The sequence below is a fragment of the Nocardia sp. NPDC003693 genome (assembly GCF_053981095.1).
In genome coordinates, this window is record NZ_JBSFNO010000012.1 from 148621 (window position 1) to 172955 (window position 24335).

At 69.4% G+C, this 24335-nt stretch carries 28 protein-coding genes; 4 read left to right on the forward strand and 24 right to left on the reverse strand.

The window, feature by feature from the left end:
- Nucleotides 1-15: 15 nt before the first annotated feature.
- From pyk to ACWDOP_RS16220, 11 genes are all read right to left on the reverse strand, one after another.
- Nucleotides 16-1437, reverse strand: a complete 1422-nt coding sequence (gene pyk / locus ACWDOP_RS16170) for a pyruvate kinase (protein ID WP_454203778.1) — start codon at nucleotides 1435-1437, stop codon at nucleotides 16-18.
- 90 nt (nucleotides 1438-1527) lie between these two features.
- Complete coding sequence (locus ACWDOP_RS16175) at nucleotides 1528-2196, reverse strand: amino acid ABC transporter permease (protein ID WP_456345701.1); 669 nt, start codon at nucleotides 2194-2196, stop codon at nucleotides 1528-1530.
- Nucleotides 2197-2227: 31 nt separating this feature from the next.
- Entirely contained in the window at nucleotides 2228-2980 is a 753-nt protein-coding gene (locus ACWDOP_RS16180) for a transporter substrate-binding domain-containing protein (protein ID WP_454203776.1), read from the reverse strand.
- Nucleotides 2981-3133: 153 nt separating this feature from the next.
- On the reverse strand, nucleotides 3134-3607 hold the full coding sequence (locus tag ACWDOP_RS16185; protein ID WP_456345702.1) for an NINE protein: 474 nt from the start codon (nucleotides 3605-3607) through the stop codon (nucleotides 3134-3136).
- 71 nt (nucleotides 3608-3678) lie between these two features.
- Nucleotides 3679-4905 carry a prolipoprotein diacylglyceryl transferase gene (gene lgt / locus ACWDOP_RS16190; protein ID WP_456345703.1) on the reverse strand — a complete coding sequence of 409 codons (1227 nt, stop codon included), beginning with the start codon at nucleotides 4903-4905 and terminating at the stop codon, nucleotides 3679-3681.
- A gap of 87 nt (nucleotides 4906-4992) precedes the next feature.
- Complete coding sequence (locus tag ACWDOP_RS16195) at nucleotides 4993-5247, reverse strand: hypothetical protein (RefSeq protein WP_456345704.1); 255 nt, start codon at nucleotides 5245-5247, stop codon at nucleotides 4993-4995.
- Between the two features lie 186 nt (nucleotides 5248-5433).
- Complete coding sequence (gene trpA / locus ACWDOP_RS16200; RefSeq protein ID WP_456345705.1) at nucleotides 5434-6237, reverse strand: tryptophan synthase subunit alpha; 804 nt, start codon at nucleotides 6235-6237, stop codon at nucleotides 5434-5436.
- Nucleotides 6234-7535, reverse strand: a complete 1302-nt coding sequence (trpB, locus tag ACWDOP_RS16205; protein WP_456345706.1) for a tryptophan synthase subunit beta — start codon at nucleotides 7533-7535, stop codon at nucleotides 6234-6236. The genes trpA and trpB overlap by 4 nt, the downstream gene beginning before the upstream one ends.
- Before the next feature lie 8 nt (nucleotides 7536-7543).
- Nucleotides 7544-8362 (reverse strand): indole-3-glycerol phosphate synthase TrpC, encoded by an 819-nt coding sequence (trpC, locus tag ACWDOP_RS16210; protein WP_456345707.1) that lies wholly within the window; start codon nucleotides 8360-8362, stop codon nucleotides 7544-7546.
- A gap of 149 nt (nucleotides 8363-8511) precedes the next feature.
- Nucleotides 8512-9396: a TIGR02234 family membrane protein gene (locus ACWDOP_RS16215; protein WP_456345708.1), complete on the reverse strand. Its 885-nt coding sequence runs from the start codon at nucleotides 9394-9396 to the stop codon at nucleotides 8512-8514.
- Entirely contained in the window at nucleotides 9393-10934 is a 1542-nt protein-coding gene (locus tag ACWDOP_RS16220) for an anthranilate synthase component I (RefSeq protein WP_456345709.1), read from the reverse strand. Before ACWDOP_RS16220 ends, ACWDOP_RS16215 begins: the two co-directional genes overlap by 4 nt.
- A 219-nt stretch (nucleotides 10935-11153) precedes the next feature.
- Between ACWDOP_RS16220 and ACWDOP_RS16225 the strand changes: the two genes are divergently transcribed.
- The 4 genes from ACWDOP_RS16225 to ACWDOP_RS16240 all read left to right on the forward strand — a co-directional run bounded on the left by ACWDOP_RS16225 (nucleotide 11154) and on the right by ACWDOP_RS16240 (nucleotide 13454).
- Nucleotides 11154-11456: a hypothetical protein gene (locus ACWDOP_RS16225; protein ID WP_454203767.1), complete on the forward strand. Its 303-nt coding sequence runs from the start codon at nucleotides 11154-11156 to the stop codon at nucleotides 11454-11456.
- A gap of 164 nt (nucleotides 11457-11620) precedes the next feature.
- Nucleotides 11621-12079, forward strand: a complete 459-nt coding sequence (locus ACWDOP_RS16230; RefSeq protein ID WP_456345710.1) for a peroxiredoxin — start codon at nucleotides 11621-11623, stop codon at nucleotides 12077-12079.
- Nucleotides 12080-12193: 114 nt separating this feature from the next.
- Entirely contained in the window at nucleotides 12194-12793 is a 600-nt protein-coding gene (locus ACWDOP_RS16235; protein ID WP_454203765.1) for a permease, read from the forward strand.
- 136 nt (nucleotides 12794-12929) lie between these two features.
- Nucleotides 12930-13454 carry a MarR family winged helix-turn-helix transcriptional regulator gene (locus tag ACWDOP_RS16240; protein ID WP_454203764.1) on the forward strand — a complete coding sequence of 175 codons (525 nt, stop codon included), beginning with the start codon at nucleotides 12930-12932 and terminating at the stop codon, nucleotides 13452-13454.
- A gap of 15 nt (nucleotides 13455-13469) precedes the next feature.
- Here the strand turns inward: ACWDOP_RS16240 and hisI are convergent, their stop codons facing one another.
- The 13 genes from hisI to ACWDOP_RS16305 form a co-directional block, all read right to left on the reverse strand.
- A complete protein-coding gene (gene hisI, locus ACWDOP_RS16245) occupies nucleotides 13470-13832 on the reverse strand; it encodes a phosphoribosyl-AMP cyclohydrolase (protein WP_454203763.1) in 363 nt (120 codons plus the stop codon).
- On the reverse strand, nucleotides 13829-14602 hold the full coding sequence (hisF, locus tag ACWDOP_RS16250; RefSeq protein WP_354991591.1) for an imidazole glycerol phosphate synthase subunit HisF: 774 nt from the start codon (nucleotides 14600-14602) through the stop codon (nucleotides 13829-13831). Before hisF ends, hisI begins: the two co-directional genes overlap by 4 nt.
- Nucleotides 14599-15486: an inositol monophosphatase family protein gene (locus tag ACWDOP_RS16255; protein WP_454203762.1), complete on the reverse strand. Its 888-nt coding sequence runs from the start codon at nucleotides 15484-15486 to the stop codon at nucleotides 14599-14601. Before ACWDOP_RS16255 ends, hisF begins: the two co-directional genes overlap by 4 nt.
- A 4-nt stretch (nucleotides 15487-15490) precedes the next feature.
- Entirely contained in the window at nucleotides 15491-16222 is a 732-nt protein-coding gene (gene priA / locus ACWDOP_RS16260; protein WP_456345711.1) for a bifunctional 1-(5-phosphoribosyl)-5-((5-phosphoribosylamino)methylideneamino)imidazole-4-carboxamide isomerase/phosphoribosylanthranilate isomerase PriA, read from the reverse strand.
- 164 nt (nucleotides 16223-16386) lie between these two features.
- A complete protein-coding gene (locus ACWDOP_RS16265) occupies nucleotides 16387-16836 on the reverse strand; it encodes a MarR family winged helix-turn-helix transcriptional regulator (RefSeq protein WP_454203760.1) in 450 nt (149 codons plus the stop codon).
- Between the two features lie 149 nt (nucleotides 16837-16985).
- A complete protein-coding gene (gene hisH / locus ACWDOP_RS16270) occupies nucleotides 16986-17621 on the reverse strand; it encodes an imidazole glycerol phosphate synthase subunit HisH (RefSeq protein ID WP_456345712.1) in 636 nt (211 codons plus the stop codon).
- A complete protein-coding gene (gene hisB, locus ACWDOP_RS16275) occupies nucleotides 17618-18232 on the reverse strand; it encodes an imidazoleglycerol-phosphate dehydratase HisB (protein ID WP_454203758.1) in 615 nt (204 codons plus the stop codon). Before hisB ends, hisH begins: the two co-directional genes overlap by 4 nt.
- 29 nt (nucleotides 18233-18261) lie before the next feature.
- The gene (locus tag ACWDOP_RS16280) at nucleotides 18262-19392 is read right to left on the reverse strand and encodes a histidinol-phosphate transaminase (RefSeq protein ID WP_456345713.1); all 1131 of its coding nucleotides are present in this window, start codon (nucleotides 19390-19392) and stop codon (nucleotides 18262-18264) included.
- Nucleotides 19389-20726: a histidinol dehydrogenase gene (hisD, locus tag ACWDOP_RS16285; RefSeq protein ID WP_456345714.1), complete on the reverse strand. Its 1338-nt coding sequence runs from the start codon at nucleotides 20724-20726 to the stop codon at nucleotides 19389-19391. The genes ACWDOP_RS16280 and hisD overlap by 4 nt, the downstream gene beginning before the upstream one ends.
- A 244-nt stretch (nucleotides 20727-20970) precedes the next feature.
- Nucleotides 20971-21741 (reverse strand): membrane protein insertase YidC, encoded by a 771-nt coding sequence (gene yidC / locus ACWDOP_RS16290; protein WP_456345715.1) that lies wholly within the window; start codon nucleotides 21739-21741, stop codon nucleotides 20971-20973.
- 81 nt (nucleotides 21742-21822) lie between these two features.
- Complete coding sequence (locus tag ACWDOP_RS16295) at nucleotides 21823-22119, reverse strand: DUF6412 domain-containing protein (RefSeq protein ID WP_456345716.1); 297 nt, start codon at nucleotides 22117-22119, stop codon at nucleotides 21823-21825.
- A 22-nt stretch (nucleotides 22120-22141) separates the two neighbouring features.
- Nucleotides 22142-22429, reverse strand: coding sequence for a putative quinol monooxygenase (locus ACWDOP_RS16300; protein WP_456345717.1), 288 nt, complete (start codon nucleotides 22427-22429; stop codon nucleotides 22142-22144).
- Nucleotides 22430-22594: 165 nt separating this feature from the next.
- Entirely contained in the window at nucleotides 22595-24181 is a 1587-nt protein-coding gene (locus tag ACWDOP_RS16305; RefSeq protein WP_456345718.1) for a serine/threonine-protein kinase, read from the reverse strand.
- Nucleotides 24182-24335 lie beyond the last annotated feature (154 nt).

A 24335-nucleotide genomic window follows, 5' to 3' on the forward strand; every position in this document is an offset into this window, starting at 1 on the left:
TAGCGACGCACTCACCTAGTGGTCCTCCTCGCCGATACGGTGCACGTGAATCATGTTGGTGGATCCGACCGTGCCCGGCGGCGATCCCGCCACGATGACCACCAGATCGCCCTTCTTGTAGCGACCGATCGACAACAGCGCGTTGTCGACCTGGTGGATCATCTCGTCGGTCGAACCCACCGGAGGAACGATGAACGTTTCCGTACCCCACGTCAAGGCCAGTTGCGAACGAATCACCGCGTTCGGGGTGAAGGCCAGCAGCGGCAGCGGGGTGTGCAGGCGCGCGAGGCGGCGCACGGTGTCACCGGACTGGGTGAACGCGACCAGCGCCTTGGCGTTGAGCCGCTCGCCGATGTCGCGGGCGGCGTAGGAGATGACGCCGCGCTTGGTGCGCGGCACGTGGGTCAGCGGCGGCACCCGGGTGGACGATTCGCTCTCCACCGCGTGCACGATGCGGGCCATGGTGCGCACGGTCTCGATCGGGTAGTCGCCGACCGAGGTCTCGCCCGAGAGCATGACCGCGTCCGCGCCGTCGAGCACCGCGTTGGCCACGTCGCTGGCCTCGGCGCGGGTCGGGCGCGAGTTGGTGATCATCGATTCCAGCATCTGGGTGGCCACGATGACCGGCTTGGCGTTCTCGCGCGCCATCTGGATCGCGCGCTTCTGCACCAGCGGCACCTGCTCGAGCGGCAGTTCGACGCCGAGGTCGCCGCGCGCCACCATGACCGCGTCGAAGGCCAGCACGATGGCCTCCAAATTGTCGATGGCCTCGGGCTTTTCGAGCTTGCCGATCACCGGGACCCGGCGGCCGACGCGGTCCATGATCTCGTGCACGAGCTCGACGTCCGACGGCGAGCGCACGAAGGACAGCGCGATGAAGTCCACGCCGAGGTTCAGCGCGAACTCGAGATCCTCGATGTCCTTCTCGGACAACGCCGGAACCGAGACGTCCATACCCGGCAGGGACACGCCCTTGTTGTTGGAGACCGGGCCGCCCTCGGTCACCCGGCAGACCACGTCGTTGCCGTCGACGCGCTCGACCGTCAGGCCGACCTTGCCGTCGTCGACGAGCAGCCGGTCCCCGGCCTTGGCATCGAGCGCGAGCTGCTTGTAGGTGGTCGAAACACGGTCGTGGGTACCGTCGATCTCGTCGACGGTAATGCGGACTTCCTCACCCGTCGCCCAGACGGTCTTACCCTCGATGAACCGGCCCAGCCGGATCTTCGGACCCTGCAGATCGGCCAGGATGCCGACCGCGCGTCCGAGCAGATCGCTGGCCGCTCGTACCTTCTTGTAGTTCTCGGCGTGGTCGGAGTGTTCGCCATGGCTGAAGTTCAGCCGCGCCACGTCCATACCGCTCTCGACGAGTTCACGAATCCGGTCCTCGGAGGACACAGCGGGCCCGAGTGTGCACACAATCTTCGTTCGTCGCATCACGGGGACAACCCTAGTCCTGAGAGTTTTGTCCCGCTGAACGGGCACGGGGTGTTTTCCCGCGTGACACGTGGCGGATCAGCTAATCGCGGGTCAGCGCGCCACGTGACGGGCCAGTCGCGTCTCCAGCCCGGATTGCCCGAAGCCCAGGATCAGGCAGATCACCCAGTAATAGACCGCGGCGACGCCGTACAGCGCGAAGAAGTCGAAACTGGGCGCGGCGGCCAGCTGCGCCGTGCGCAACAGTTCGGTGACCAGGATGGTCGACGCGAGCGAGGTGTCCTTGACCAGGGAGATGAGGGTGTTCGACAGCGGCGGCACCGCGATGCGCGAGGCCTGCGGCAGGATGATCAGGCGCAGCGCCTGCGAGTAGGACATGCCCACCGCGTAGGACGCCTCCCACTGCCCGTCCGCGACCGAAAGTATCGACGCGCGAATGACTTCCGCCGCGTAGCCGGCCACGTTGAGACTGAACGCGATGACCGCCGCCGGGAACGGATCGATCACCACGTTCAATTGCGGCAGCGCGTAGAAGACGATGAACAGCTGCACCAGCAGCGGCGTGCCGCGAATGATCGAGATGTAGCAGCGGGCCGCGGCGGACACCGGCCAGATCGTCGACATCCGCGCCAGCGCCACGAACAGCGCGAGCACCAGGCCGACCACGAAGCTGATCGCGGTCAGCGGCAGCGTCTTGGTGACGGTGGCCTCGAGCATCGGCCACAGGTTCGCCCGAATGAGCTCCCAGGTGGAGTCGTCCATCGTCGCGTAATCCGCCCGATTCGCCCGGGTCCTACTTGCTCACGTCCACGCCGAAGTACTTGTCCGAGATCTTCGCCAGGGTGCCGTCGGCGCGCAGTTCGGCGAGCGCGGTGTTTATCCGGTCGGTCAGCGCCTGGTCGTCCTTGCGGGCGGCGAACGCCTGCCGGGTGGTCTCCCCGGTCTTGCCCGCGATCTTGACGCTCGTGTCGTTCTTGGTCTTGACGTACTCGTTGTAGGCGAGATTGTCGTTGACGGTGGCGTCCACGCGGCCCTGCTTGAGCAGGGTGATGGCCTCGACGAAACCGGGCACGCCCTCGACCTTGCAGCCCGCGCCCTCGGCGACCTTGTTCCAGTTGCTGGTCACCGACTGCGCGCAGGTCTTGCCCGGCAGGCTCGCCAGGCCGCTGATCGCGGTGTTGTCGTTCTTGGTGACGACGACGCCGTCGGAGACGGTGTACGGCTCGGACAGCGAATACTTCGCGGTGCGTTCGGGATTGACCGTCACCTGATTGGCGACCAGGTCGAAACGCTTGGACTCGAGGCCCGCGAACAGCGAATCCCACGGCGCCTGGACGAATTCGACCGTGCGGCCGAGCTTGCCGGCCACCGCCTCGGCCACCTCGATGTCGTAGCCGGTGAGCGTGCCGCCGTCCTGATAGCTGAACGGGGAGTAGGTGCCCTCGGTGCCGATCTTCAGCACGTTCGGGTCGTCGCCGCTGCCGCACGCGGTGAGCGCGGCGGTGGCGGCAATGGCTAGCACGGCGGCGAACAGCTTACGGCGCACGGGTGGACAACCTCTCCTCGAACCTACAACCGACCGACAACCGACACAGGGTACGCCCGAAACCGACCGACCGGGACAGTAAACGTCGCGCTGAGTTTAATGGCCGAGTGGTGACGCTCCGGGGCACGTGCCCGGCCCCGGAGCGGCGCGCGGTCAATCCTTGAGCGGACGACCCTGCGGGTCCGGCACCTTGCCGGTGAGGATGAGAACGCCGTCGATGAGCGCCCAGACGCCGAAGCCACCGCAGGTGATCAGCTGCAGCACGCCGATGGTGGTGTAGCCCAGGTAGAACCGGCCGATGCCCAGCGTGCCGATGAGCAGCTGCAGCAGACCGGCGACGAGCTTGGACTTGTCCGAGTACGGCACGCCGTACACGTCGCGGCCGTAGGGCGCCTCCGGATCGGCGCCGTAGGGCTGACCGTAGGGGGCGGGCTGGCCGTAACCCGGCTGCGGCGCACCGTAACCCGGCTGCTGACCGTACTGCGGCTGGCCGTACGCGGGCTGCTGTCCGTAGCCCGGCTGCTGCTGGCCGTACTCGGGCTGAGGCTGCTGGCCGTACTGCGGACCGGTGCCGGGCGCGCCGTACTGCGGGCCCTGGTCCGGCTGCTTGGCGAATGGGTCGGTCACTGACAATCCTCCTGAATCACGGGCACTGCGCCCCCTGGCTGAACCCCCGTGCAGCTTCCACTACCCGATGGTCAGGAGTCATTCTTGCCTGAGTCGGCCGATTTCGCCGCCTCTCCCTCGACCGCCGGTGTGGAGCTACCGGATTCGGAGGAATTATCGCGCTCGGTCGCCGAATCGTTGCCGTCGGCAGCGGATTCGTCGCTCTTCTTGGTCAACTTCGCGGAATCGCTCGTCGACTCGGCCAGGTCGGCCGGTGTGTCCGGCTTCGCCGCGTCCTTGTCATCGGCGGAGTCCTCGGCGCTGTCGCCTGCCGGGCTGTCGCCCGCGGTGCTCGCGCCGGGAACCACGGCCGCCGCCGAGCCCGCGCCGTACGCCCGCAGCTTCGCGAACTGCCACGGCCAGGGCCTGATGACCTCGGCGCGCATCTGATCCGCGGTCTCGCGGCCCTTGGTCGCGAGCACGAAATAGGCCACGGCGCCGGCGAATACGATCACCGAGGTGAAGGTGTTGATGCGAATGCCCGCGATATGGGTGGCCTCGTCGTCGCGCAGCAGCTCCACGAAGAACCGGCCGAAGCAGTAGATGGCCACGTACAGCGCGAACAGGCGGCCGTGCCCGATCTTGAACTTGCGATCCACGTAGATCAGCACCGCCACGCCCAGCAGGTTCCACACCATTTCGTACAGGAAGGTGGGCTGCACGACCTTGATGACCACGCCGCTCGAGGTGCCGTTCATCATGTCCGGGACGATGCCGTCGAAGCGCTCGTAGATCTCGAGACCCCAGGGCACCGTGGTCTCGCGACCGTAGAGCTCCTGGTTGAAGTAGTTCCCTAGTCTGCCGATGGCCTGGGCCAGCAGCACGCCGGGCGCGACGGCATCGGCGAAGGCGGGCAACGGAATCCGGTAGATGCGGCAGCCGATCCAGGCGCCGACGCCGCCCAGCAGCACCGCGCCCCAGATGCCGAGACCGCCCTCCCAGATCTTGAGGGCGTCGATCGGATGGCCGTTCTCGCCGAAGTACTTCTGCCAGTCGGTGGCCACGTGATAGAGCCGGCCGCCGATGAGGCCGAACGGCACCGCGAACATGGCCACGTCCAGCACCATGCCCTGCTGCCCGCCGCGCTGCTGCCACCGCTTCTCGCCCCACCAGATGGCGGCGATGATGCCGATGATGATGCACAGGGCGTACGCGCGCAGTGGGAATCCACCGATATCCCAGACGCCGCGGGGCGGACTGGGGATGTAGGCCAGCACGTCGGAGGCCGGAAGTCGGTCGGCCAGGGCTCGTATGGTCACGCGCCCACCGTACTGGAACCGACCGAACAACCCGCTGCCCCGGGTAACGCGCCGCCGACATCCGGCGGAACACAGCGATCGCCTCGGCTACTCGGCGGGTCCGGTGGCTTCCGCGCGCCGGCGGCGACCGAGGTCGGTGATCATGTTCATGATCCCGAAGACGCCGAGGGTGATCAGGATCAGCACGGGGATGCGCACCGTCTCGCCCCACCACAGCAGCGGTACCGCGAAGCGACCGACCGCGAAGATCACCGCGATCGCCGCGACCCGGGCGAGAACCATCAGCACGGTGGTCTTGTCCCACCCCGTCATCGAGCGCCGAATGCGCGCCAGCACAGCCATGCCCGGTATTACCGAACGGGGCGCGTATCGAGTTCGATACGCGCCCCGCCGTTCTCGCTTCGTGATCCCACCGATAGCACCCGAGCTGACAGGAAACCGGCCGCTACGGAACTGGGCGCGTACCGAGTTCGATACGCGCCCTGTTGTTCTCGCTTCGTGACCGGGTCTCGCCCGGCGTTCCCCGACCTAGGCGGAGAGGGTCGACGCGGAGCGAACGCCCAGCGCCAGCTCCTCGGTCAGCGTCCGCACCGCGGCCAGGCTCTCACCGGCGGCGCTGACCAGCGCCGAGCCGACGATGACGCCGTCCGCGTAGGCGGCGATCTCCGCGGCCTGCGCGCCGTTGCGCACACCCAGGCCGACGCCGATCGGGATGTCGGAGTGTGCGCGCACCCGGGCGCACAGCGCGGGCGCCATGTCCGAGACCGCGTCGCGGGCGCCGGTGACGCCCATGGTGGAGGCCGCGTAGATGAAGCCGCGCGACGCCTCGAGGGTCTTGACCAGCCGCTCTTCGGTGGAGGACGGGGCGACCAGGAAGATGCGATCCAGGTTGTAGGTCGAGGAGGCGATGAACCAGTCGTCGGCCTCTTCCGGGATCAGGTTCGGGGTGATCAGCCCGCACCCGCCCGCACCGGCGAGATCGCGCGCGAACGAATCCACGCCGTACTGCAGCACCGGGTTCCAGTACGCCATGACCACGGCCTTGCCGCCGGCGTCACTGATGGCCTGCACGACCTTGAACACGTCGCGCACCCGCACGCCGCCGCGCAGCGCCTGCTCGGCGGCGACCTGGATGGTCGGGCCGTCCATCACCGGATCGGAGTAGGCGACGCCGACTTCGATGATGTCGCAACCGGATTCGACCATCGCGACGCAGGTGTCGATGGAGCCCTGCAGATCCGGGTACCCGGCCGGCAGATAGCCGATCAGCGCCGCGCGATTCTCCTCGCGGCAGGCGGCGAAGGTGTTGGCGAGACGGGACTGCTGGCTCACTGGGCGTTCTCCTGCGCGGCATTCTCGGCGTTGTCGTCGAAGAGCCCGAACCAGCGGGCGGCGGTGTCCATGTCCTTGTCACCGCGGCCGGACAGGTTCACCAGGATGATCGCGCCGGGGCCGAGCTGCTTACCCAGTCGCAGCGAACCCGCCACCGCGTGCGCCGACTCGATGGCCGGGATGATGCCCTCGGTGCGGCTCAGCAGCAGGAGCGCGTCCATCGCCTCGGCATCGGTGACCGGCTCGTACTCGGCGCGGCCGATGTCCTTGAGATGGGCGTGCTCCGGGCCGACGCCCGGGTAGTCCAAACCCGCGGAGATGGAATGCGATTCGATGGTCTGGCCGTCCTCGTCCTGCAGCAGGTACGAGTAGGCGCCCTGGAAGGCGCCGGGCCGTCCACCAGCGAAAGTGGCCGCGTGCCTGCCGGTTTCGACGCCGTCGCCGGCCGCCTCGTAACCGATCAGGCGTACGCCCGCGTCGTCGATGAAGGGGTGGAAGATGCCGATGGCGTTGGAACCGCCACCGACGCAGGCGGTTACCGCGTCGGGCAGGCGGCCGGTGAGCGCCTGGATCTGCTGGCGCGCCTCCATGCCGACGATGCGCTGGAAATCGCGCACCATGAGCGGGAACGGGTGCGGGCCCGCGGCGGTGCCGAAGCAGTAGTAGGTGCGGTCGGCATTGGTGACCCAGTCGCGCAGCGCCTCGTTGATGGCGTCCTTGAGGGTCTGCGAACCCGTTGTCACACTGACGACTTCGGCGCCGAGCAGCCGCATGCGGGCCACGTTCAGCGCCTGGCGGGCGGTGTCGACCGCGCCCATGTAGATGACGCATTCCAGGCCGAGCAGCGCGCACGCGGTGGCGGTGGCGACGCCGTGCTGGCCCGCTCCGGTCTCGGCGATGACGCGGGTCTTGCCCATGCGCTTGGCCAGCAGCGCCTGCCCCAGCACATTGTTGATCTTGTGAGATCCGGTGTGGTTCAGGTCTTCCCGCTTGAGCACGATGCGGGCGCCGCCCGCGTGCTGCGCGAGGTTGGCGCACTCGAACACCGGCGAGGGCCGCCCGGTGTAGTCGCGCTGCAACCGGTCCAGCTCGTTCAGGAAGTTCGGGTCGATCCGCACCTTGTCGTACTCGGCGGTGACCTCTTCGATCACGGCCATGAGCGCCTCGGGCACATGCCGGCCGCCGTACACGCCGAAATGACCGCCCGCGTCGGGCTCGTGGTTGCTCTTGTGCGCGACACCGTCACTGGCCTTCGGCCGCACGAGCGTGTCGTTACCCGGATCGTCGATTTGCGTCATCGGCTCTTTCACCGTCCCCGGCGAACCGGTTTCGGGCACGAAGGATGGGTTCCGGCGGTGACCAGTTCGGCCACGGCCGCGCGCGGGTCGCCGCTGGTGACCAGGCCCTCGCCGACGAGCACGGCGTCCGCGCCCGCACCGGCGTACGCCAGCAGATCGGCGGTGCCGCGGATACCGGATTCGGCGATGCGGATCACGTCACTGGGCAGGCCGGGGGCGATGCGCGCGAACACATCCCGGTCCACCTCGAGGGTCTTGAGATTGCGGGCGTTCACACCGATCACCGTGGCGCCGGCCTCGAGGGCGCGATCCGCCTCTTCCTCGGTGTGCACCTCCACCAGCGCGGTCATGCCGAGCGATTCGGTGCGGTCGATCAGCGCGGACAGCACGTCCTGCGACAGCGCCGCCACGATCAGCAGAATCACGTCCGCGCCGTGCGCGCGGGCCTCGTGAATCTGGTACGGGCCCACGATGAAATCCTTGCGCAGGACCGGGATGTCCACGGCCGCGCGCACCGCGTCGAGATCGGCCAGCGAGCCGTTGAAACGACGCTGTTCGGTCAGCACGCTGATGATGCGCGCACCGCCGTCCTCGTACGCGCGGGCCAGTACGGCCGGGTCCGGGATGGTGGCCAGTGCGCCCTTGGACGGAGAAGCCCGCTTGACCTCGGCGACGACGCCGATGCCGTCTTCGTGCAGCGCCGCCTTGGCGTCGCGCGGGGACTTCGCCGCGGCTGCGGCCTTCTTCACTGCCTGGAAGTCCAGGAGGGCTTCCCGAGCGGCCACATCCGCGCGGACCCCGTCGAGAATCGAGTCGAGTACCGTCATCTGGCTCGAATCCTTTCTGGGGAGACGGACTTGCTGCCTGAGAATCCCCCCAGGCGCTGTCTCACCGATGCTGATAAAGAGTAAATGGCTATGTTTCCGCCGCTGACGGCGGGTCTGGAACGGAGGCCGACGATGGTCGAGCTTCCTGCTCAGCGCGGTTTGTGACCGTCGCCGGCGGTGCCCGGATCCCGGTGCGCGGCAGCGGTATTGCCGTCGTCGTCGGTGGGATCGGTGCCCGCGTCCAGGGCATCCCACAGCACGCGGCCCGACAGGGTGGCGTCGGCGGGGTCCTGTGACGTGGATTCCGCGGCCCGTGTTTCGGCCCGGTGCTCGGCGACGCGTTCGGCCGCCTCGGACTTGCGGAAGACCGGATTATCGTACTTGCCGGAGAGCTGCGCGGACTCCGCGGGCATGCGCGCGAGCAGCACCCCGGCGGCGAAGGCGGCCACCGCGCCGAGCAGGGTCAGCACCGCGGGCAGGGTGCCGGTCTGCACCGATCCGGCGTGCTCCCAGTCCCGCAGGCCCGCCAGCTGAGCCGCCCGCTCGGCGGTGCGGCCCTCGCCCTGGATCACCGCGTAGGCGGGCACCGCCGCCACCGCGGCCAGCACGGCCACCACCGCGCCCAGGGCCCGGCGCACCCAGCCGCGGGCGGCGAAGACCGCCGCGATGGTGGCGACGAGCACCAGCGCCAGGGGCGTGAGGGCGCCGAACCAGGTGCCGCCGTCGAGGTCGATGGTGCGCGGTTCGCCGAGCTCGCTGGTGACCTCGAGCGACACCCAGGTCATCCGGGAGGACGCCCACAGCAGGATCGCGGCGAGCGTGAGCAGCACGACCGCGCCGATCGGCCGGGAGCGCGGTGGCGCGGGGCGCGCCGGGGCCTCGGCCGCCCCACCTGCGGGCCGATCCGAATCCGCCTGCGCCGCTGGGGTTTCCGAAGACTGACCGGCGGGCGCGGAGTCCGCCGGCGGCTGCTCGGACGCGGGCGTTCCCGCCGGCTCCGGCGCGGGCGTTCCCGGCTGCTCCGCGCCGGTCATCGCGCGGCCTCGTCCGGGCGATAGGCGCGCACGGTCTCGGCCGCGGCGATCGCCTTGAGCACCGCCATGGCCTTGTTCCGGGACTCGACGTCCTCGTAGTCCGGATCGGAGTCCGCGACCACGCCCGCGCCCGCCTGCACGTAGGCCGTGCCGTCCTTGAGCAGCGCGGTCCGGATGCAGATCGCGGTGTCGGCGTCACCGGCGAAATCGAGGTAGCCGACCACGCCGCCGTAGATGCCCCGGCGCGTGGGCTCGAGTTCCTCGATCAGTTCCATCGCGCGCACCTTGGGCGCGCCCGAGAGGGTGCCCGCCGGGAAGCAGGCGTTGACCGCGTCCAGGGCCGCCTTCCCCGGGGCCAGGCGGCCCGAGACGGTGGAGACCAGGTGCATGACGTGGCTGTAGCGCTCGATGTGCCGGTACTCGGTGACGCGCACGGTGCCCGGCTCGCAGACCCGGCCCAGGTCGTTGCGGCCCAGATCGACGAGCATGAGGTGCTCGGCGTTCTCCTTCTCGTCCGCGAGCAGATCCTTCTCGAGGAGCAGGTCGTCCTCCTCGGTGCGGCCGCGCCAGCGCGTGCCCGCGATGGGATGGGTCGTCGCCACCCCGTCCTTGACCGTCACCAGCGATTCGGGGCTCGACCCGACGATGGAGAAGGCGGTGTCGCCCGAGCCGTCCGGGATGTGCATGAGGTACATGTACGGGCTCGGGTTCGAGGCGCGCAGCATGCGGTAGAGGTCGATCGCGGTGCCGCCGTAGTCCATCTCGAAGCGCTGGGACAGCACGACCTGGAACGCCTCGCCCGCCTCGATCTCCTTGATCAGGCGGCGCACGCCGGCGCCGAACTCCGCGGACGTGCGCTGGCGGCGGAAGTCCGGCTCGGGGCTGTCGAAGACCGAGACGGTGGAGTCCGCGGGCGCGGCCAGGTCGGCGGTCATGCGGTCGAGCCGGGCCACCGCGTCGTCGTACGCCTGGTCGACGTGCTCGTCGGTGCCGTTCCAGTTCACGGCGTTGGCGATGAGGGTGATCGCGCCCTCGTGATGGTCGAACGCGGCCAGATCGGTGGCCAGCAGCAGCACCATCTCGGGCAGCCGCAGGTCGTCGGTGGCGAGCTCGGGCAGGCGTTCCATGCGGCGCACCGCGTCGTAGCCCAGGTAGCCGACCATGCCGCCGGTCAGCGGGGGCAGCCCGGGCACGCGCTCGGTCTGCAGCAGCCGCAGGGTTTCCCGCAGGGCCAGCAGCGGATCGCCGCCGGCGGGCGCGTCGGCGGGCGTCTGCCCCAGCCAGGCCGCTTCCCCGTCCACCACGCTCAGCGCGGTCGGGCTCCCGGCGCCGATGAACGACCATCGCGACCAGGATCGCCCGTTCTCCGCCGACTCCAGCAGGAAGGTGCCCGCCCGGTCCGCCGCCAGTTTGCGGTAGGCCGAGAGCGGAGTCTCCGAGTCCGCCAACACCTTTCGGATCACCGGGACCACCCGATGATCGGCGGCGAGCAGGCGGAACTGTTCACGGGAAGTGGTGCTATTCGACACGCCGGACATGAGCCCATCATTCCAGGCACCGATTTCACCGGCGCGCCCCGCATCGGGTTCGCGCCCGGGTTGCCCGGCGGCGCGAAGTCCGAGACACAACCGAGACACAGCCGGGCCGGGGGCGGCCGCGAATACTCCGTGCGGTCATCACCAACCTCGCGGCAATCTGCTCCTCGGATATCGGGAGAGAGCGCCATGCGATATCCCATCGAGAGGAGTTCAACACAGATGTACCCCTCGCAACCGGTCGCTCCGGAGGGTCCCCGGCACGCAGCCCCCGGTCAGGGCTCGATGCCCGGCCAGGTTCCGCGCATGATGAACATGAACAACGGCGGCGGCAAGTACAGCGCGATCGCCTCGTTCGTGACGTACGTCAAGGCCCTGGAATCGCTGGATCCCCGCAGCTTCCCGGACGAGTACGCCGAGCACACCGATCGGATTCGCGAGCTCAAGCCCTTCCTGCGGGCGCACGGCATCCTCGATGTCATGGAGATCAAGAACCCGGAGGTCGCCGCGCTCATCGGCGTATAGCTGCGGGCGTGCACCGGCGCCCCGCTCGCGCGGCCCGGTCTGCCGGTTTTCGGCGGTTCGCCGACAGTTTTTCCCATTCGGGTTCGGCCCGTGCACGGATCAGGTGAGACCGGTCCGTACGCGGGCCGATTCGCATTTCCGGAGAATCCCGTAATCTCCTGCCCATGAAGGCAGGCCAGCTCGCTCCGAACTTCGAACTTCCCGATCAGTCCGGCACGCTCCAGACCCTCGACGCGCTCCTCGCGAACGGACCGGTCGTGCTGTTCTTCTACCCCGCCGCCAACACCCCGGTGTGCACCGCCGAGGCGTGCCACTTCCGGGATCTCGCAGCCGAATTCAAGAATCTGGGCGCGTCCTGCGTCGGGATCAGCTCCGATTCGGTGGAGGTGCAGTCCGGCTTCGCCGAGCGGCAGTCGCTGGGCTACCCGATCCTGTCCGATCCGGGCGCGAAGGTCGCCGCCGAGTTCGGCGTCAAGCGCGGTCTGCTCGGGGCGCTGGTTCCGGTCAAGCGCACCACCTTCGTCATCGATCCGGATCGCACCATCGCCAAGGTGATCAGCAGCGAACTGCGCGCCAACGTGCACGCGGACGACGCGCTGACGTTCCTGCGCGAACGCGCCTGAACCACCCGCCCGGACTCGCCGCGACAGGGCGCGCGGCGATCCGGGCCCGAACGGCCCGCGCACACCGGAGTGGCGCTGCGGGACACGCCGCACCGTCGGGCATACGCTGACGCTATGACTACCACCGGCCAGGAGCTGCCCGCCGAGAGCAAGGGATCCTCGTTCCGCACGTGGCGCAATCGGATCATCGCGGTGGTGGTCTCGGCCCTGGTGCTGTGGGTGTCGTATCTGATTCTGGCGGCGTTCATTCCGCGCTGGTGGGCCCAGCGCATCGCCGAGAGCGTGAGCGGGAGTTTCGCCAAGGGCATCTGGTCGGGCCTGCTCATGGGCGCGGTATGCACGGCCCTGCCGCTTTTCCTGCTGTTATTGGCGGGCACCACGTGGCGAAAACGGGGCGGTCCGTTTATTGCGGGCGCCGCCGCCGTTCTCGCGCTCGCGACGGCCATCCCTAATTTGATGACGCTAACTATCGTTTTGGGCAACTCCAATGCCGCGCACGCCGGCGAGCGCATTCTCGACGTGGACGCGCCCGGATTTCGCGGGGCCGCCCTGGCGGGTGCGATCGGCGCCGCGATCGTGTTCCTGGTGGTGGCATTTCTTGTGCTGCGCAGGCGATTTCGGAAGAATCGCGCCGCGAAGCAGCGTGCCGCTCAGGAAAAGCAGAGCGTTTCGACCACCACGACGCCTAATACCCCGGAATCCGGCGCGTACTGATTTTCCCCGGCGACACGCGTGATCGATGTCACGTCATTCACCAACACCGTGACTGGTGAGCGAAATCGTGGCAAACTCTGATCTGCGGGTGACTCGCTGTTGATGCTCCACCGTCCGCCGGACTGACCAGCGCTACATGTCACTTGGCTGCTACGAGAGGGCTGGCACGGTGACGAAGTGGTTGAATCCCATGGAACAGCGAGCGTGGCGCAGCGTCATAGCGCTGATGACCCGGCTTCCGGCCGCCCTGGACACTCAGCTCCAACGCGAGTCCGGGATTACCCATTTCGAATACTTCGTGATGACTCTGCTCTCCGAAGAACCGGGGCATCGGTTGCAACTGAGCGACCTTGCGCAAAAGGCAAACGCATCGCTATCACGCCTCTCGCACGTGATTTCCAAACTCGAACGACTCGGCTGGGCCGAGCGCGTGACCATTCCCGGACGGCGTGGCGCGCAGGCCGTCCTGACCGACGCGGGCTTCGAGAAAGTCACCGAGGCGGCGCCCGGCTATCTGGAATGCGTGCGCGGGCTGGTGTTCGACGGTCTGGACAAAGAACAGACCAAAGAGTTGCTCGAACTCAGCGAAGCCATGGTGCAGCAGCTCGATAAAGGAATGGCTCGCGGAATCGGCCGTTCCGGCCGACCCCCGAGCCATTGATCCCGGACCCCGGAACTACTCCCCCGGCGCCGCTTCCGGGCGGGCCAGCAACACATCGGTATCGAAACACGTGTGCGTTCCGGTGTGGCAGGCCGCGCCCTGCTGATCGACGATCAGCAGCACGGTGTCCCCGTCGCAATCCAGGCGCACCTCGTGCACGTACTGGGTGTGGCCGGAGGTCTCGCCCTTGACCCAGTACTGCTGCCGCGACCGCGAATAGTACGTTCCCCGACGGGTTTCCAGCGTGCGGGCCAGGGCCTCGTCGTCCATCCAGGCCATCATGAGCACGTCGCCGGTGGCGCGCTCCTGCGCCACGGCGGCGAACAACCCCTCGGCGTTGCGCTTGAGGCGGGCGGCGATCGCGGGATCCAGGCTCATCGGACCACGATCCCCTCGGTGCGCATGGCGTCCTTGACCTGGCCGATGGTGAGGTCGCCGAAGTGGAAGACGCTCGCGGCCAGCACGGCGTCGGCGCCGGACTGCACCGCGGGCGCGAAGTCCTCGACCTTGCCAGCGCCGCCGGAGGCGATGACCGGCACCGAGACCGCGGCGCGGACGGCGCGGATCATGGTGAGGTCGAAGCCCGCCTTGGTGCCGTCGGCGTCCATGGAGTTGAGCAGGATCTCCCCGACGCCGAGTTCGGCTCCGCGCGTTGCCCATTCGACGGCGTCGATACCGGTGCCGCGTTTGCCGCCGTGCGTGGTGACCTCCCAGCCCGACGGGGTCGGCGGCTGATCGGCGGGCACGGTACGGGCGTCGACCGACAGCACGATGCACTGCGAGCCGAAGCGCTGGGACATCTCGCGCAGCACCTCGGGGCGGGCGATCGCGGCGGTGTTCACCGAGACCTTGTCCGCGCCCGCGCGCAGCAGGCGGTCGACGTCCTCGACCGTGCGGACGCCGCCGCCGACGGTGAGCGGGATGAAGATCTGCTCGGCGGTGCGGGTGACCACGTCGATCATGGTGCCGCGGTCGCCGGTGGAGGCGGTGACGTCGAGGAAGGTGAGCTCGTCCGCGCCCTGGGCGTCGTAGGTGGCCGCGAGTTCGACGGGATCGCCCGCGTCGCGCAGGTTCTCGAAGTTCACGCCCTTGACCACCCGGCCGGCGTCCACGTCCAGGCACGGAATCACACGCACTGCCAACGTCATTGCTGCTGCCTCTCCCGCGAGTCCGCGACGGCCGGATCGGCCGGGGATTCGCTTGCGCCGCTCACGGTTTCCCGCACGGTGTCGTCGATCATGTCCAAAAGTTCCTCGTGCACGCCGGGCGCCGCCGCCAGCACCGAACCGGATTCGATGGTCCAGTCGCGGCCCCGCAGATCGGTGACGACGCCGCCCGCCGCCCGCACCAGGGCCACGCCCGCGGCGTTGTCCCACGGATGGTGGCCGAAGACCACGGCTCCGCCCAGCACCCCGGACGCGGTGTACGCCAGGTCGATTCCGGTGGAGCCGTGCATGCGCACGCGGCCGGACAACCGGCTCAGCGCGCCCAGCAGGTTGAACCGGAAGATGCCCGGAATCCGGCCCGCGCCGTCGATGTTGAACGCGCCGAAGCCGATCATCGCGTCGGACAGCTTGGCGCGCTCCAGGGGCGGCAGCGGCTGGCCGTTCAGGAACACCGGGCCGCCGGCCGCCGCCGCGTAGCGCTGACCGAGACCGGGCAGCCAGGTCAGGCCGATGACCGGTTCGCCGTCGCGGACCAGGGCCAGCAGCATGCCCGAAAGCGGGTGTCCCGCCGAGTAATTGAAGGTGCCGTCGATGGGGTCGAGCACCCAGGCGGTGCCGGAGGTGAGTTCGGGGCCGCCGAATTCCTCACCGTGCACCGGGAATCCGGTGCGCTCGGTCAGCTGGGCCGAGAGCGTGCGCTCGAGCTCGAGATCGAGTTCGGTCGCGAAGTCACCGCGGCCCTTCTGGACCGCGCTGGGCGCGCCGACCCCTTCCACGAAACGCGAGGCCACCCCATCGAGGGCGGCACCGGCGACGGCGAGCAGATCGGCGAGGTCGGCGTCCTTCGGGCGCAGCGCGGCGGCCATCGGCTCAGCGCACCGCCGCGAGGGCTTCGGGCAGGGTGAAACGGCCCGCGTACAGGGCCTTTCCGACGATCGCGCCCTCCACGCCGTCGTCGACCAGGGTCGCGATGGCGCGCAGGTCGTCGAGGGTGGAGACGCCGCCCGAGGCGATGACCGGGGCATCGGTGGCATTGGCCACCTGCAGCAGCAGATCCAGGTTGGGGCCGGTCAGGGTGCCGTCCTTGCTGACGTCGGTGACCACGTAGCGCGAGCAGCCGTCGCGTTCGAGGCGCTCTAGCACCTCCCACAGGTCGCCGCCGTCGGTGACCCAGCCGCGCCCGCGCAGCCGGTAGTCGCCGTCGATCAGCTTGACGTCCATGCCGACCGCGATCTTGTCGCCGTACTCGCCGATGGCGCGGCGGCACCACTCCGGATCCTCGATGGCCGCGGTGCCGAGGTTCACGCGCGCGCAACCGGTGGCCAGGGCCGCCTTCAGCGATTCGTCGTCGCGGATGCCGCCGGAGAGCTCCACCTTCACGTCGAGTTCGCCGATCACCCCGGCCAGCAGATCGCGGTTGGAACCCTTGCCGAAGGCCGCGTCCAGATCCACCAGATGGACCCATTCGGCGCCGTGGTTCTGCCAGGCCAGGGCGGCGTCGCGCGGCGAACCGTAGTTGGTTTCGCTGCCCGCCTCTCCCTGAACCAGGCGCACGGCCTCACCATTGGCGACATCGACGGCAGGTAGCAGCACAAGACTCACGCAAGCATCCTAGTGGCTACCGAACTCACCCCCGCTGCCGGGGCTTTCGCCGGAATCGAGTCGGTTCCGCTCCCGAGCCGCCCGGACACGGCCGCCGGATACGGCGTGCCGTCGCGGACACGGGCCATCGGGCGACCCGCGTGCGGCAGGTGGCCGCGTGACCGTCAGCGAGCGTGCTGCTCGAGTATGCGGTTGAGCAGCAGGACGAAACTCGCGCGATCGGCGATCGAGAAGCCCGGCAGGAGTTCGTCCTGGGCGAACTCCAGGCGGGTGTCCAGGTCCGCCAGATGGGCCGCCCCGGCCGCGGTCAGGCTGACGATCTTGCGGCGGCGGTCGGCGGGGTCGGGGGTCCGGTGGGCGAAGCCGCGATCGGCCAGGTCGTTGACGGCCGCGACGACGTCACTGCGGTCTATGCGGGTGCGCCGGCCCAGTTCGGCCTGGCTGCCCGGGCCGGACTCGTCGAGGGTGGCGAGCAGGGCGTAGTGGTGGCGCCGGGATCCGGTGGGCTCCAGGGCCCGGTCGGTGGCGCGATTGGCGACGACGGCCACCTGGTCGATCAGGCGGGTCGGCAGTGCCCGCAACCGCCCGGAAGGGCCCTCGCGCACGATGTCCATGCGAGCAACATAATCCCCGGCGGGCCGTTTGCGCGGGGCACTCCCGCGCGCGGTCCGAGCGCCGCTTGGGCTCGATCATCGCGCTCGATCCGGGCGCCGCCCGCGAACGCCGAACCCCCGCCGGCGGCGAGGGTTTCGGGTCTACCGGTTCAGAGTGACAGCACCCAGTTGCGCAGCAGGTGCGCGCCCGCGTCGCCGGATTTCTCCGGGTGGAACTGGGTGGCGCTGAGCGGGCCGTTCTCCACCGCGGCCAGGAACGGCACACCGTGCTCGGCCCAGGTCAGCTTGGCCGGGGGCAGGCCGCTGTCGCCCTCGTTCCAGCCCCAGGTCTGCGCGGCGTAGGAGTGCACGAAGTAGAAACGGGTGTCGGCATCCATGCCCGCGAACAGCACGCTGTCGGCGGGCGCCTTGACCGTGTTCCACCCCATGTGCGGCAGCACCGGCGCGTCCAGGCGCTCGACGGTGCCCGGCCACTCGCCGCAGCCCTCGGTCTCGACACCGAACTCGACGCCGCGCTCGAACAGGATCTGCATGCCCACGCAGATGCCGAGCACCGGGCGGCCGCCCGCGAGGCGGGAGCCGATGATCCGCTCACCGCGCACCCCGAGCAGGCCCGACATGCACGCCTCGAACGCACCGACGCCGGGCACCACGAGACCGTCCGCGTTCAGAGCGATCTCGGGATCGGCGGTGACGGTGACGTCCGCGCCGGCGCGCACCAGCGCGCGTTCGGCCGAGTGCAGGTTGCCGGAGCCGTAGTCCAGCAGTGCGATCTTCTTGCTCATAGCGTTCCCTTGGTGGACGGGATGCCGCTCACGCGCGGATCGAGTTCCACGGCCGCGCGCAACGCCCGTGCGACAGCCTTGAATTCGGCCTCGGTGATGTGGTGCTGGTCGCGGCCGTACAGCACCCGCACGTGCAGGGCGATGCGGGCGTTGAGCGCGATGGACTCGAAGACGTGCCGGTTCAAAACCGTGGAGTACGACGCGCCGGGCCCCGCCGACGGAATGATGGTGTGCAGCAGGTGTTCCGGCTCCCCCACGTGCACGCAGTACGGGCGGCCGGAGACATCGACGATGGCCTGGGCGAGCGTCTCGTCCATGGGAATGAACGAATCGCCGAACCGGCGGATGCCCTTCTTGTCGCCCAGCGCCTGCGCCAGCGCCTGGCCCAGCACGATGGCGGTGTCCTCGACGGTGTGGTGCGCCTCGATCTCGATGTCGCCCTTGGCCGCGACGGTCAGATCGAAACTGCCGTGCTGACCGAACGCGGTGAGCATGTGGTCGTAGAACGGGACGCCGGTGGAGATGTCGGTCTTGCCGGTGCCGTCGAGGTTCAGTTCGACAACGATGCTGGACTCCCGGGTGGTGCGTTCCACCCGCGCGATTCGGTTCATGCTCGCTTCCCTGATCGGTGTGGATTCGGTCATCGCCGGACCAGCTCGGTGGCCGCCAATTTCTCGCTCACGCGCAGCAATTCGTCGTTCTCCGCGGCCAGCCCGATGGTGGCGCGCAGGTAGCCCGGGAGGCCGACGTCGCGGATGAGGACGCCGTCGTCGAGGTAGCGCTGCCAGGTGGCGGCGGCGTCGGTGAAGTGGCCGTACAGCAGGAAATTGGCGTCCGAGGGAATGACGTCGTAGCCCATGCCGCGCAGGGCCGCCGCGACGCGATCGCGCTGGGCGGCGAGTTCGGCGACGCTGGCGAGGGTTTCGTCGGCGTGCCGCAGGGCCGCGCGCGCGGCGGCCTGGGTGACCACCGACAGGTGGTACGGCAGGCGGACCAGCAGCATGGCGTCGATGATGGCGGGCGCGCCGACCAGGTAGCCGAGGCGGCCGCCGGCGAAGGCGAACGCCTTCGACATCGTCCGCGACACAACCAGTTTGGCGGGGAAGCGGTCGATAAGCGCCAGTGCGCTCGGCGCGGCCGAGAACTCGCCGTAGGCCTCGTCCACCACCACGATGCCGGGGGCGGCGTCCAGGATCCGTTCCAGCTCAGCGACCGGAATGCTGTGCCCGGTCGGGTTGTTGGGGCTGGTCACGAACACCACGTCGGGGCGGCGCTCGGCGATCACGGCCACGGCGTAGTCGACATCGAGGGAGAAATCCCCGTTGCGCTTGGCCTCGAGCCACTCGGTGTCGATGCTCTCGGAGATGATCGGGTGCATGGAGTAGGACGGCACGAAACCCAGTGCGCTGCGGCCGGGTCCGCCGAACGCCTGCAGCAACTGCTGCAGGATCTCGTTGGAGCCGTTGGCGGCCCACACGTTCGACACGTCGACGGCCACACCGGTCTGCCTGCGCAGGTAGGCGGCCAGCTCGGCGCGCAGGAACACCGCGTCCCGGTCCGGGTAGCGGTGCAGGTCGGCCGCGGCCGCGCGCACCGATTCGGCGACGTCGTCGACCAGGGCCTGGCTCGGCGGGTGCGGGTTCTCGTTCGTGTTGAGCTGTACCGGCACCGTCAATTGCGGTGCGCCGTAGGGGCTCTTGCCACGCAGGTTCTCGCGCAGCGGCAGATCGGCGAGCGAGATCGAGGAGCCGGGCACGGTCGCGGCGCTCACGACAGTGCTCCGAAGCGCACCTGCACGGCCTGGCCGTGCGCGGGCAGATCCTCGGCGTTGGCCAGCGCGACCACGTGCGCGGCCACGTCCTTCAGCGCCGCCTCGGAGTAGTCGACGACGTGAATGCCGCGCAGGAAGGTCTGCACGCTCAAACCCGAAGAGTGCCGGGCACATCCGGCGGTGGGCAGCACGTGGTTCGAGCCCGCGCAGTAGTCGCCCAGGCTGACCGGGGACCAGGCGCCCACGAAAACCGCTCCGGCGCTGCGCACCCGGGCGGCCACGGCGGAGGCGTCGGCGGTCTGGATCTCGAGGTGTTCGGCGGCGTACGCGTTCACCACGCGCAGACCCTGATCGATGTCGTCGACCAGAACGGTGCCGGACTGCTTGCCGGACAGCGCTTCCGCGACGCGATCGTGGTGCTTGACCACGGCCATCTGCGCGGTGAGCGCGGCGTCCACGGCATCGGCCAGCTCGACGCTGTCGGTGACCAGCACGCTCGCGGCGAGCACGTCGTGTTCGGCCTGGGAGATGAGGTCGGCGGCCACGTGCGCGGCGTCGGCGGTGGCGTCGGCCAGGATCGCGATCTCGGTGGGACCGGCCTCGGCGTCGATGCCGACCAGGCCGCGGCACAGCCGCTTGGCGGCGGTGACGTAGATGTTACCCGGGCCGGTGATCATGTCGACCGGTTCCAGTTGCGCGCCATCGGTATCGGCGCCGCCGTAGGACAGCAGGGCCACCGCCTGCGCGCCGCCGACCGCCCAGACCTCCTGGACGCCCAGCAGTTTCGCCGCGGCGAGGATCGTCGGGTGCGGCAGGCCGCCGAACTGCGCCTGCGGCGGGGAGGCCACCACCAGCGAATCCACGCCGGCGGTCTGGGCGGGCACCACGTTCATGACCACGCTGGAGGGGTAGACGGCGTTACCGCCGGGCACGTACAGCCCGACCCGCTCGACCGGCAGCCAGCGTTCGGTGACGGTGCCGCCGGGCACCACCTCGGTGGTCTTGTCGGTGCGGCGCTGGTCGGCGTGCACCGTGCGGGTGCGGTCGATGGCGACCTCGAGCGCGGTTCGCACGGCCGGGTCCAGCTCGGCCAGGGCCCGGTCGAGTTCGGCGGCGGGGACCCGCACGGTGGCGGGGGCGACGCCGTCGAACTTGCGGCTGAACTCCTGCGCGGCCTCGACGCCCCGGTCGCGGACGGCCTCCACGACCGGCCGCACGTGATGCAGCACCGAGTCCACGTCGACGCCCCCGCGCGGCAGCGCCGCGCGCAGTTCGGCAGCAGTGGGAGTACGTCCGCGCAGATCGACGCGAGCGAGCTCGATGCGGCTAGTCATAACGGTGTGCGGTCCTTGTCTCTGATGAACATCTGCTGATCATGCTCGAGCGGTTCCCGAGCAGCCGAAACTGCCCGCGACCAGCTACCAGACTATCGGGTCGGCGCCGGCGCGTTTCCGCCACACCGAGCCGGACGGGCCCGGTGGCGCGATCGGGCGACCCAGGTCACAGTCGCCCGCGGGTCTGCGCGGCATTCCGGCCGGTCAGTGCACTGTTCCGCGGTTGGAGTCGCAACCGCACCGATCAGGGTGCGTCCGCGGCGTGGACGCGGCGATGGATCAGGTGCTGCTGGGCGAAGGTGCAGGCGTTCTGGGTGAGGAAGTAGAGCAGGATCGCCACCGGCAGGATCGCGCCCGCGACCAGGGCGCCGGCGGGGAAGACCCACAGCGTCAGGGTGTTCATGATCCGGGTCTGCTGGGTGGGTTCGACGCCGCTCTCGAGCTGGCGGGCCACCGCGAAACGGGCGGTGCAGTGGGTGGCCACGGCGGCCACGAGCATGAGCGGAATGGCAACGGCGGCAACGGTGACGAGGGAGTCACCGGCGCCGGAGATCGTCGCGGCCAGGGGTGCGCCGAGGAACTTGGCCTGCAGGAACGACTCCACCTGGGTGGGTGAGAAGACGTAGTTGGCGGTGTCCGCGCTCGTGAACGAGCGCAGGACGTGGAACAGGCCCAGGAAGACCAGGCCCTGACCCAGGATCGGCAGGCAGCCGGCCAGCATGCTGACACCGTGTTCCTGGCGCACGCGCTGCATTTCGGTGGCCTGCTTGGTCATGTCGTCGGGGTATCTGCGCTTGATCTCGGCGAACTCCGGCTGGAGTTTCACCAGGCCGCGCTGAAATCTGGCCTGCGCGAAGAAGGATCGCAGCAGCAGCGCGCGCAGGGTCAGGACCAGGAAGATGATGGCGAGTACCCAGGCGAGGCCGCTGGTCGCGCCCAGCAGGGACGCGAAGACGGTGTGCCACAACCAGAGCACGGCGGAGACGGGGTAGTAGACGAAGTCGAGCAAGGGCACCTCACGGTGAGGAACCCGCGCGGTGGCGCGGGCAGAGCGAACGGGGGGCGACGAAGACCCCGACCACGCCGGTGGGCGTGGTCAGGCCGTCACGGCCCCCGGTGCTCGCGGCCGAGGCCGCCCCGCGGTGTCCGGATTGCTCTGGCGCAGAAACGCTCCCCGGCGCCTGCGCTGCGCCGAGACGGGCGGCCCGGCCGAGCCGAGGACGCGAACGCCCGGCCCGCGCGCGGCCAGCATGGCGGCGGTGACCGCGACGAGCGCGGTGACACCCAGCACCAGCAGGGAATTCGGCTCGCCGACCGTCAGGAACACCATGGCCCACGCGGACACGACGACGGCGCTCACCAGCGCCAGGGTCGAGTGTGTCCGCGTGCTCACGCCCTCGACACTACCGTGCGGTTCAGCCCGCGACGAGCCGGCGGATGACCGGCGGCTCGGCGAGCACGCCCTTGAAGTCCTTGCCCGCCTGCTGGAAATGCGCGGTCGTGAAGTGCGCGTCGATGGCGGCGGCGTCGGCGTACTCCTCGATCATGGCGACCCGGGCCGGGTCGCTCGGGTCGACGTAGGGCCGGTAGGCCAGGCATCCAGGCTCGGCGAGCGACGGCTCGACCAGACCCTGCAGGATGGCGAGCAGCCGGTCCTCCTGCCCGGGCAGCGCGCGCAGTTCGGCGACGACGAAGACACTCATGGGGCAACCTCCTCGGTGCGGTCCCGGCTCTCGGAACGACCACCGCGTCCATAGTGCGGCAGCCCTGTCCCGCCGGTGACGGCGACCACCGGATAACGCCGCCGGGTCCGGAAACGCAATCGCGCCGCACCGGAATCCGGTGCGGCGCAATGACGTCGAGGCGGGTCAGAACTTGGTGTTGCTGTCGATCTTGAAGTTGCCGCCGCCGGTGTCGACCACGCGCAGGGTCATCGACTTGTTCTGCGAGTTGGTCGCCACGCTGCCGACCAGGATGTCGGCCGAGCCGTCGGCGTTCTCGCTCTCGGCCCAGCCGCGCGCGCCGTTGATGGTCGAGTAGCGGGTGACGCGATTGTCGGTCCAGTAGGTCTGGAACGCGCTCACGCTGCCGTACACCTGCTGGGCCGCGGGGGTCAGCTGATTCCAGGCGTCGGAGAACGACAGGTACACGATGCCGTCGTAGAACTTCTGGACCGTGTCGACGCCGTTCTGGACCGTCACCTGGCCGACGCTCTTGGTGTCGCCGAGGGACCCGGGCTCACCCTTCCCGGTGCTGGTCGAGGGTGCCGCCTTGGTCGCGCTGGCGTCGCCGGTACCGCCGTCGGAAGTACCGGAATCGCCGGAGCTGAGCACGCCGAAGATGACCGCGCCGGCCACGACCACCGCCGCGACCAGGGCCATCCACAGGAACTTCTTGCTCGAACCCGCGGGCTCGGAGTGCGGTTCCATGCCCGAATGGGTCGGCGGGCCGCCGGCGGGCGGGCGCGGGGGCGGGGTCTCGAGCAGCTGGGCCTGGCTCATGGCGCCGGTCGGGATGTCGGCTCCGGCCGCGGACCGGCGTTCCATCTGCCGGGTGTTCTGCCGCGGCGGGGCCGGGCGGGGCGGCATGGGCTGCGGGGTCGCCGGGCCGCCGCGGCGCGCGGCGAGCACGCGGGTCGCCTCGGCATCGGGGCCCAGTTCGGCGAAGTCGGCCATGATGTCGCGCACGTCGTGCATGCTCGGCCGGTCGTCCGGCTCGAAGCTGAGCAGCGAGAGCAGCAGATCACTGAGCGGGCCCGCGTTGCGCGGTTCGCTGATCTGCCCGTTGGCCGCGGCGTACAGCAGGGCCAGCGGGTTCGGGTTCGTGCCGTACGGCGGCTCACCCTCGAGCGCGTGGAACAGCGTCGCGCCGAGTGCGAACACGTCGGCGGCCGGGCTCGGCTCGGCGCCGCGCGCGACCTCGGGTGCGAGGTAGGCGGCGGTGCCGGAGATGAGTCCGGTGGCGGTGAGGGTGACATCGCCCTTGGCCTTGGAGATGCCGAAGTCGGTGATCTTCACCGCGCCGTTGTCGCCGAGCAGGATGTTGCCCGGCTTCACATCTCGATGCACGATGCCCACGCGATGCGCGGCGATCAGCGCCGAAGCGACCTGCTCGCCGATGCGCGCTACCTGCGGCAGCGGCAGCGTGCCCTGCGAGGAGAGCACCACCGCCAGCGACTGCGAGGCGAGGTACTCCATCACGAGGCAGGGATCACCCTCGTGCTCGGTAATGTCGAACACCACAATGGCGTTGGGATGCTGGAAGCGTGCGGCATTGCGGGCCTCACGGGCCGCGCGCTGACGCACGATGTCCTTGTCGGCCGCGGACAGGCTCGGCTGGGTGATGATCTGCTTGATCGCCACCGAACGCTCGAGCCGCTCGTCGACGGCTCGCCAGACGACACCTGTGCCGCCGCTACCAATCCGTTCGACCAGGCGGTAATGCCCTGCGATCACTTGGCCGGTTTCGATGGCACTTCTCCGAAATTCTCCGCGATGGTGACTGTGACGACGCGGTTGCCCGCGTGTTTCCCCGCACGAGTGTAGCGGTCCGCGGGCGTCACGCCGACGTCAGCGTGAGATATGAGCGAGATCTCGGTGAGATCTGCGC